General features: G+C 65.6%; 4 protein-coding genes and 1 other RNA gene. 1 reads left to right on the top strand and 4 read right to left on the bottom strand.

Features of this window, described 5'->3' with window-relative positions; translation table 11 throughout:
• The 4 genes from ffs to smc all read right to left on the bottom strand — a co-directional run.
• Positions 1 to 84, bottom strand: an RNA gene (gene ffs, locus GSQ95_RS23330) — signal recognition particle sRNA small type; the annotation flags it as partial.
• Positions 85 to 370: 286 nt separating this feature from the next.
• The gene (gene ligA, locus GSQ95_RS23325; RefSeq protein ID WP_158896925.1) at positions 371 to 2755 is read right to left on the bottom strand and encodes an NAD-dependent DNA ligase LigA; all 2385 of its coding nucleotides are present in this window, start codon (positions 2753 to 2755) and stop codon (positions 371 to 373) included.
• 114 nt (positions 2756 to 2869) lie between these two features.
• On the bottom strand, positions 2870 to 3769 hold the full coding sequence (zipA, locus tag GSQ95_RS23320; protein ID WP_158896926.1) for a cell division protein ZipA: 900 nt from the start codon (positions 3767 to 3769) through the stop codon (positions 2870 to 2872).
• Positions 3770 to 3974: 205 nt separating this feature from the next.
• Positions 3975 to 7460, bottom strand: coding sequence for a chromosome segregation protein SMC (smc, locus tag GSQ95_RS23315; RefSeq protein ID WP_158896927.1), 3486 nt, complete (start codon positions 7458 to 7460; stop codon positions 3975 to 3977).
• 167 nt (positions 7461 to 7627) lie between these two features.
• On the opposite strand from smc, the gene GSQ95_RS23310 reads away from it, so the two are divergent.
• Complete coding sequence (locus GSQ95_RS23310) at positions 7628 to 8623, top strand: sulfate ABC transporter substrate-binding protein (RefSeq protein ID WP_158896928.1); 996 nt, start codon at positions 7628 to 7630, stop codon at positions 8621 to 8623.
• Positions 8624 to 8762 lie beyond the last annotated feature (139 nt).

Genomic DNA, 8762 nt, shown 5'->3' with positions numbered 1-8762 from the left:
ACCCCGGCACACGACATCACCGCTGCGGCTGCTCCCTTCCGGGCCTGACCGGGTTCACGGTTGATCGTTGCGGGGGGACCGACAGAGCCACCATAACGCCTCACCCTGAGGTGAGGTGCGTCATTCTACGCGATTGGGGCGAAGTTGCAAGCCATACAAGGACTTAGGTTCGCCAAGGGGCAACGGGTGCTATCCGGAACGGCAACACTGTCCTATTCCAGATCCAAGGCCTACGACCTCGTACCCACGACAGCCAGGCCAGGGTATCCGGCAAGGTGGCGCCAGGATCGGACCGCCCGTAGCAGATCCAGTGAACCTCCGCCGTCTCGGCCGCAGGTATTGTCCGCACGACCGGAGCCTGCTCCTCTGGCTAGCGAACGCCCTGGGCTTCGAGGATCTGCAGGAAGGCGTCCTCGTCCAGCACCTTGATCCCCAGCTCGTTCGCCTTGGTCAGCTTGGACCCCGCCCCCGGACCGGCGACCACCACGGCGGTCTTGGCCGAGACCGAACCCGAGACCTTGGCGCCCAGGCCCTCCAGGCGTTCCTTGGCCTCGTCGCGGCTCATGGCCTCCAGCGTTCCGGTGAGCACCCAGGTCTGGCCGGCGAACGGCAGGCCCTGCACGGCCTGCCGGGTGCTTTCCCAGTGCATGCCGAAGGCCTTGAGCTGGGCCTCGATAGCCAGCGCCCGGGCGACGTTGTCCGCTTCGGCGAAGTACTCGCGCAGCCCCTGCTTGGCTCGCTCGTTGAGACCGGCGAGGGTCTTGAAGGTCAGCCAGTCCTGCGAGCCCTCGATCAGGGCCGCCAGGCTGGGAAAGGCGGCGGCCAGGGTCTTGGCGCCGGTCTTGCCCAGAGAGGGAATGTGCAACTGGTCGAGGAAGTCGGCGAAGGCGGCATAGCCGGAGAATTCGGCGTGCACCTCACCCTCGTCCGCCAGCGCGATGCCGTTGGCCAGCAGCGCCTCCAGGACCTCGCGGTTGTGCGCGGACTGGAAGAAGTTGTGGATCTCGAAGGCCACCTCCGGTCCGATGTCCGGCAGATAGGCCAGCACCTCCGGCAGCGCCTCGCGAATGCGCTGCAGACTGCCCAGGGCGCGTGCCAGGCGCTTGGCGGTCTCTTCGCCCACCTCCGGGATGCCCAGGGCGAAGATGAAGCGGGCCAGCGCCGGCTGGCGGCTGGCTTCGATGGCCGCCAGCAGATTGCGACTGGACACCTCGGCGAAGCCTTCCAGCGCGACCACCTGCTCGTAGGTCAGGGTGTACAGATCGGCCGGCGACTTCACCAGGTCGCGATCCACCAGTTGCTCGACGATGCGATCGCCGAGGCCGTCGATGTCCATGGCGCGTCGCGAGGCGAAGTGAATGATCGCCTGCTTGAGTTGCGCCTGGCAGGCCAGGCGGCCGACACAGCGATAGACCACGCCTTCGCTGACCGACTCCCTGCCCTTGCCGCGCTTGATCAGCTGGGTGCGCTCCACCGCCGAACCGCACACCGGGCACTGGGTGGGGATCGCCACCGGCCGGGCATCCGTCGGTCGCCGCTCCGGCACCACCTGCATGATCTGCGGGATGACATCGCCGGCGCGGCGCACGATCACGCTGTCGCCGATCATCACGCCTAGCCGGGCGATCTCATCCATGTTGTGCAGGGTGGCGTTGGTCACGGTGACGCCTGCCACCTGCACCGGTCTGAGTCGGGCCACGGGGGTGATGGCACCGGTACGCCCCACCTGGAATTCGACATTGAGCAATTCGGTGAGCTCTTCCCGGGCGGGAAACTTGTGCGCCAGGGCCCAGCGCGGCTCGCGCGCGCGAAAACCCAGCTCGCCCTGCCAGTCGAGTCGATTGACCTTGTAGACCACGCCATCGATCTCGTAGGCCAGGGCATCGCGGCGCTGGCCTATGTCCTGGTAGTAGGCGCGACAACCTTCCGCGCCCTGCACCTTGCGCAGTTCGCGGCTGATGGGAATGCCCCACGCCCGGAGCTGCTGGAGAATGTCGTACTGGGTGTCCGGCAGCGCCCCGCCCTCGACCCGTCCGAAACCGTAGCAGCAGAACTCCAGCGGCCGCTGGGCGGTGATCCGCGAATCCAGCTGGCGCAGACTGCCGGCCGCGGCATTGCGCGGATTGGCAAAGGTCTTGCCGCCGCTCTCCATGGCCCGGGCATTGAGCGTCTCGAAACCGGCGCGGGACATGAACACCTCGCCGCGCACCTCCAGCACTGCCGGCCACCCTTCGCCCTGCAGGCGCAGCGGGACGTTGCGGATGGTGCGCACATTGCTGGTGATGTCTTCGCCGGTGGTACCGTCGCCGCGGGTGGCGCCGCGGGTCAACAGACCGTTCTCGTACAGCAGACTGACCGCCAGCCCATCGAGCTTGGGCTCGCAGGTGTACTCGACAGCGGAATCCGGTCCCGCGAAGTCGATCTCGCCAAATTCCTCACGCAGGCGCTTGCCCACGCTGCGATCAAAATCCTGCAGGTTCTCGTCGGCGAAGGCATTGCCCAGGCTGAGCATGGGTACTTCATGGCGAATGGTGCCAAAGGCGGCCAGGGCCGAGCCGCTCACCCTCTGGGTGGGCGAGTCGGGTGTCACCAGCTCGGGATGCTCGGCCTCCAGCGCCTTGAGTTCGCCGAACAGCCGGTCGTACTCGGCATCGGGCACGCTCGGCTCGTCCAGCACGTAGTAGCGGTAGTTGTGGGCGTCGATCTCGCTGCGCAGGGCGGCGATCCGGCTGACGGCATCTTGGGCGTCGGTCATGGCGGTCTCTCACTGTCGCCACCCAGGGGTGGCCCTGGCGGCACCCGGGGCGCCGCGGCAAAATTTACGAACAAAAAGAGCAGCCGAGGCTGCTCTTGGTTCGCTCCGGCGCGATCAGCGCTTGAGCATCAGGCTCTTGCGTTCGAAATCGACGATGCGCTGGCGATAGTGCTCGATGGTCTGGGCGGTCATGACGCTGCGCTGCTCGTCCTTCAGCTCGCCATTGAGCTCGGACGACAGCTTGCGCGCCGCTGCCACCATCAGGTCGAAGGCCTGCTTGGGATGGCGCGGACCGGGCAGACCCAGGAAGAAGCTCACCGCCGGGGTATGGAAGTCGTCGATGGCATCCAGGTCGAAGGTGCCCGGACGCACGGCATTGGCCATGGAGAACAGCACCTCGCCATTGCCCGACATGCTTTCGTGACGATGGAAGATATCCATGTCGCCGAAGCGCAGTCCGCTTTCCAGGATGCTCTGCAACAGCGCCGGACCGGAAAAACCCTTCTCGTCACGGGAGATGACGTTGATCACCAGCACCTCGTCCACCGGCGCCATGGCCGCCTGGCTGTTGCCCGTGCCGACGGGCTCGCTGACCGGCTCGCGCTCGGGCGCCTTGCTGCTCAGGGGCTTGTCCTTGCGCGGCTTGTCGCGACCACGGGTGGCGACTTCATCGGAATCGACGGCCAGGCCTGCCAGGCTTTCGTCGCTGGCGGACAGGTCGAAGCTGTCGGCACTGGGTTCTTCGCGGCGTTCATCGCGGCGCTTGCGCTGGGTGGAGCGCGGTGGTGTCGGCTCGCCCGGATCATCCAGGGAGGGCTCCCTGGGCTCTATCACCCGTGTCGGGCCAACGATTTCCGGCTCCTCATCCTCGTGTTCCGGATGGCTGTTCAGCGACTGGTCAAGTTTGAACTTGAGCTTGCCCTTGCCGCTCATGCGACGCCAACCATCGAACAGAATACCGGCGATGACGATGACGCCGATGATGATCAGCCACTCGCGCAGACCCATATCCATGAAAAAGACATACCCCTGTGAAAATAATGGACCGACACCCGTCGGGAAACTTTGGAAAGTCGACGCTTGCGAGGTCTTTCCAAAACCTCCGAAACCTACGCCAAGTCAGTGTTATTCTTAGCTTTTTCCACTTACCGCTAGCGCGGCCATAAGCTAGCACGACTGTTGCCAACTTTACACCGCCTAGCCGCGAGGCTGTGGGGTACTAGGCATCGACCATGGCCACCGCCTCTTCCACATCCACCGCCACCAGCCGAGAACAGCCCGGTTCGTGCATGGTCACCCCCAACAACTGATCGGCCATCTCCATGGCGATCTTGTTGTGCGTGATGTAAATGAACTGCACCTTCTCCGACATGCTCTTGACCAGTCGGGCATAACGGCCGACGTTGGCGTCATCTAGGGGTGCATCCACTTCATCGAGCATGCAGAACGGCGCCGGATTCAACTGGAAGATGGCAAAGACCAGTGCCAGCGCCGTCAGGGCCTTTTCGCCACCCGACAACAAATGAATGGTGCTGTTCTTCTTGCCCGGCGGCCGCGCCATGATCGCAACCCCGGTATCGAGTAAATCTTCCCCAGTAAGTTCCAGGTAGGCACTGCCACCCCCGAAAACTTTTGGGAACAGGGCCTGTAGGCCATGATTGATCTGGTCGAAGGTGTCCTTGAAACGATTGCGGGTTTCCCGATCGATCTTGCGAATGACGCTTTCCAGGGTCTCCAGTGCCTCCACCAGATCGGCGTTCTGGGCATCCAGATAGGTCTTGCGCTCGGCCTGCTGCTGATATTCGTCGATGGCCGCAAGGTTGATCGGCCCGAGCCGGGCGATACGCGCCGCAACCGCCTCCAGCTGCTCTTTCCAGACGGCTTCGCTGGCCTCCGCGGGCAGGGTCGCGATCACCGTCGGCAGGTCGTAGCCGTCGGCCGCCAGCTGCTCGGCGAAGCCACTGCGCCGGGTCGCCAGGCCCTGCCACTCCAGGCGATGCTGCTCCAGCTGGCCACGCAGCAGCGTCGCCTGCTGTTCCGCCTGCAGCCGCCGCCGCTCGAAATCACGCAACTCCCGATCGGCATCCTCCAGCGCCAGCCGCGCCGTGCGCATTTCCTCGTCCACCTGCAGACGTCGCTCCAGCAACTCCTCCAGGCGCAGGCGTAATTCGTCGAGGGGCTCGCCGCCTTCCTCCAGGTTGAGATTGAGCTGCTCGCAGCGCTCGCCGAGGCGTGCGGTCTGCAACTCCAGCCGCTCCAGCGCCTGGAGGGTCGACTGACGCTGGGCTCTCAGGGTGGTCAGCCGCACCGTCAGCTGATGCAGTTGTTCCTGGGCCTGGCGCTGGCGCTGGCGCGCCGCTTCCACCGCCTGCCGATGACGATCGCGCTGTTCCTGCAATAGCGCGCGCTGCTCGGTATCCACGGCCATGGCATCCAGGGCGTCCTGCAGGCGCAACCGGCATTCGCCCAACTCCTCCTGCTCATGCGCCAGTTGCTGCTCGACATCCCTGAGCTCGGCCTCCAGCTGCCGGCGACGGATGCTCAACTGTTCGGCCCTTGCCTGTTGTGCGGACAGCTGGGCGCGCGACTCGGCCAGCCGCTGCTGCTCCTGCTGCTGGCGCCGCCGCGCCTCTTCACGCTCGCCTTCCAGGCGCTGCTGGGCCGCGCGACGATCCTCCAGCCGCTCTTCCTGTAACGCGAGCGCCGCGCTCAGTTCCAGGCGCCGCGCCTGCAGTTCCTCCAGTTCGCGTCCGCGGGCCAGGACACTGCCTTCGGCCGCCTGGGCACGCCGCACGCGCAGGAAATGCCGGGAGACCCAGTAGCCTTCCGGCGTGATCAGACTCTGCCCCGGGGCCAGGGCCGCCCGCCGCGCCAGCGCCTCGTCGTAACTGTTCGCGATCAGCACCTGACCCAGCCAGGGCGACAGGTCGCGCGGTGCCTGCACCTGCTCCAGCAGGCTGCCCACCGCCACCGCTACCGGACCGGGCAGCGCCAGGTTCAGGGCGCCACTGGCGAAGGTGTCGAGCCGCAGGGACGCCAGATCATCCAGGCAGACCGCCTGCAGATCGCTACCCAGCACGGTTTCCACGGCTAGTTCCCAACCGGGGGTGACCTGCACCTCGTCTGCCAGCTGCGGCGCCTGGTCGAGCCCTTCGGCTTCGAGCCACTGGGCTACCCCGGTTGCGGGAGCGAGGGCCGCCTGCTGCAGGGCCTCCAGCGAGGCGATGCGACCTTCCAGCCGCTGCAATTCGCCCTGACGCTGACTCTGCTCCCCCGCCAGCCCCCGCAATTCTTCCCGCAGCCGCTGCAGGCCCTCGGCAACCTGCAATTCCTGCTCGGCCAGGCCTTCCAGCAGCAACTCGTCTTCGGCGATCTGCTCTTCCAGCATGACCAGGCGCTCGGACGGACCGTCCTCGCCCAGCAGGGTGCGCTCGTCGCGCAGTCGACGCCGACGCTCCGTGCCGCGCTCCAGACTCTGCTCCAGCGAGCGGATACGCGCCTGCTGCACGTCCGCCTCCCGCTGCGGCTCGACGCTCGCCGCACTGAGCGCCTCCCAGCGCTGCTGCCAGTCCGCCAGCGCCAGCTCCGCCTCTTCCAGCGCGGCACCGCCCTCCTCGCCCAGCTCACGGGCCGCCTCTTCCTCGGGTTCGAGCATCGCCAGCTCTTCTTCGAAGGTGGCGAGCAGCACCCGGTCATGCTCCAGGTGGGATTCGGCCTCGCTGCGGGCCTGTTCGGCTTCGCGCAGATCGTCCTGCAACTGCCGCTGGCGCTGCTGACCATGCTGGATGGTCTGCTCCAGACGGGCGATGTCACCGCCCAGGGAGTAGAAGCGACCCTGCACCAGGTTGAAGGCTTCGCTCAGCTCGTGATGACCATCGCGCAGCCGCTCGATGCCGGCGTCCGCCTGACGCTGCTCGGCGGTTAGGGCCTCGAGCGCGGTCTCCTGGTCGCGGATCACCTTTTCGCGCTGCTCGACGCGGCCATCCAGTTCGCGCCAGCGCACCGCCTGCAACTGCGCCTTGAGTTGCCGCTCCTCCTGCCTGAACGCCTGAAAGCGCTCGGCCGACTGTGCCTGACGGTGCAGCCGCTCCAGCTGACGCTCCAGCTCTTCGCGCAGATCGGTCAGTCGGGCGAGATTCTCCTGGGTGCGGCGGATGCGATTCTCGGTCTCGCGCCGCCGCTCCTTGTACTTGGAGATGCCGGCGGCTTCCTCGATGTAGTGCCGCAGATCCTCCGGACGCGCCTCGATCAGCTTGGAGATCATTCCCTGCTCAATGATCGAATAGCTGCGCGGGCCGAGGCCGGTACCGAGGAAGATGTCGGTGATGTCGCGCCGACGGCACTTGGTGCCGTTGAGGAAATAGGTGTTCTGGCCTTCGCGGGTCACCCGCCGGCGAATGGAGATTTCCGCGTAGCTCGCGTACTCCCCCACCAGGGTGTGGTCGGAGTTGTCGAAGATCAGTTCGATGGAGGCCTGGGACACCGGCTTGCGGCTGTTGGAGCCGTTGAAGATGACGTCGGTCATCGACTCGCCGCGCAGATTCTTGGCCGAACTCTCGCCCATCACCCAGCGCACGGCGTCGATGATGTTCGACTTGCCGCAACCGTTGGGGCCGACCACCGCTGCCATGTTGCTCGGGAAATTCACCGTCGTCGGATCGACGAAGGATTTGAATCCCGCCAGCTTGATCGACCTCAACCGCATATCAGGAGCCCTTGTCCACCGCGCCGTGCCAACCGCAGGCGAAAGGGTGAAAGTCTACCACCGGCGACCACGACTGCCGTCGCCGCGCATGAGCTTATTTCCAGGCGTTCTGCACGCTGTCGGGACGACAGGCTATAGTCCTGCACCCCCACTCGCAGGATGCCCCCATGCAGATCCTTCGCCTCACCCTGCTGGCCGCCGCCCTGGCGGCCAGCACCCAGATCCTGGCTGCCCCGCCGCTGCTCAACGTCTCCTACGACGTGATGCGTGACTTCTACAAGGACTACAATCCGGCCTTCCAGGCACACTGGAAAGCCGAGCACGGCGAAACGCCGGTAATCCAGATGTCCCACGGCGGCTCCAGCAAGCAGGCGCGCGCGGTCATCGACGGGCTGCAGGCCGACGTCATCACCATGAACCAGGCGACCGACATCCAGGCCCTGGCCGATCGCGGCCTGGTGCCCAAGGACTGGGAAAGCCGCCTGCCCGATCGCAGCGCGCCCTTCACCTCGGCCACGGTACTCATCGTCCGCCAGGGCAACCCCAAGGGCATCCATGACTGGTCCGATCTGCTCAAGGATGGCGTCCAGGTGATCGTGCCCAATCCCAAGACCTCCGGGAATGGTCGCTACACCTATCTTTCCGCCTGGACCTATGCCCTACGCCAACCTGGTGGCGACGAGCAGAAGGCCCGCGGCTTCGTCGCCGAGCTGTTCAAGCACGTACCCATCCTGGACACCGGCGGTCGCGCCGCCACCACCACCTTCATGAAGAACCAGCAGGGCGATGTCCTGGTGACCTTCGAGAACGAAGCCGAGATGATCGCGCGGGAATTCGGTCGCGGTGGCTTCGAGGTGGTCTATCCGAGCATCTCGGTGCAGGCCGAGCCGCCGGTGAGCGTGGTCGACAGTGTCGTCGACAAGAAGGGCACCCGCGCCGAGGCCGAGGACTACCTCAGGTATCTCTGGTCCGACGAAGGCCAGAAGATCGCCGCGGACAACTTCCTGCGCCCGCGCAATGCCCAGATCCTGGCGCAGTACGCTGATCGCTTTCCCAAGCTCGAACTGATCGATGCCCAGAAGGAATTCGGTGCCTGGAGTGGTATCCAGAAGACCCACTTCGCCGATGGCGGGGTTTTCGACCAGATCTATACACCCCAGTGACCGGCTCGCGCCCGGCCAGGTGCCGGGCGTCTGGCGGGTCGGAAAGACACGCACACAAAAACACCGCCCTGAGGCGGTGTTTTTGTGTATTTGGAGCGGGAAACGAGACTCGAACTCGCGACCCCGACCTTGGCAAGGT

Origin of the sequence: Pseudomonas sp. BAV 4579, assembly GCF_009765395.1 — a bacterium.
GTDB lineage: Bacteria > Pseudomonadota > Gammaproteobacteria > Pseudomonadales > Pseudomonadaceae > Chryseomonas > Chryseomonas aestiva.
The sequence above is the reverse complement of the archived record's forward strand: the minus strand, read 5'-3'. Positions and strand labels throughout refer to the sequence as shown.